General features: G+C 55.8%; 1 pseudogene. It reads right to left on the reverse strand.

Annotated elements, in window-relative coordinates:
* Positions 1 to 231 (reverse strand): annotated as a pseudogene (locus R2R70_RS23565) (hypothetical protein); the annotation flags it as partial.

Below are 231 nucleotides of genomic sequence, written 5' to 3' on the forward strand. Positions count from 1 at the left end.
GGTAACCGTCAGCATGTCCGCTGGACGGTTACCGTTGTTCTGCGGGAAGGGATAGTTCTCGAACATGGCATCGACGGTGCTGCGCCAGATATCGATGATGTTAGCCTGCTGGCTGTCGGCGTAGTTTTCGCCCGGTCCACGACCGTAATACGCCACCTGATCGTATTCGCCGTTAATTCCCATGGTGAAACCGATGCACGGAATGATGTGCGGATAGTCGCCGTAACGCTC

It is taken from the genome of Cobetia sp. SIMBA_158 (genome assembly GCF_046566945.1).
Taxonomy (GTDB): domain Bacteria; phylum Pseudomonadota; class Gammaproteobacteria; order Pseudomonadales; family Halomonadaceae; genus Cobetia; species Cobetia amphilecti.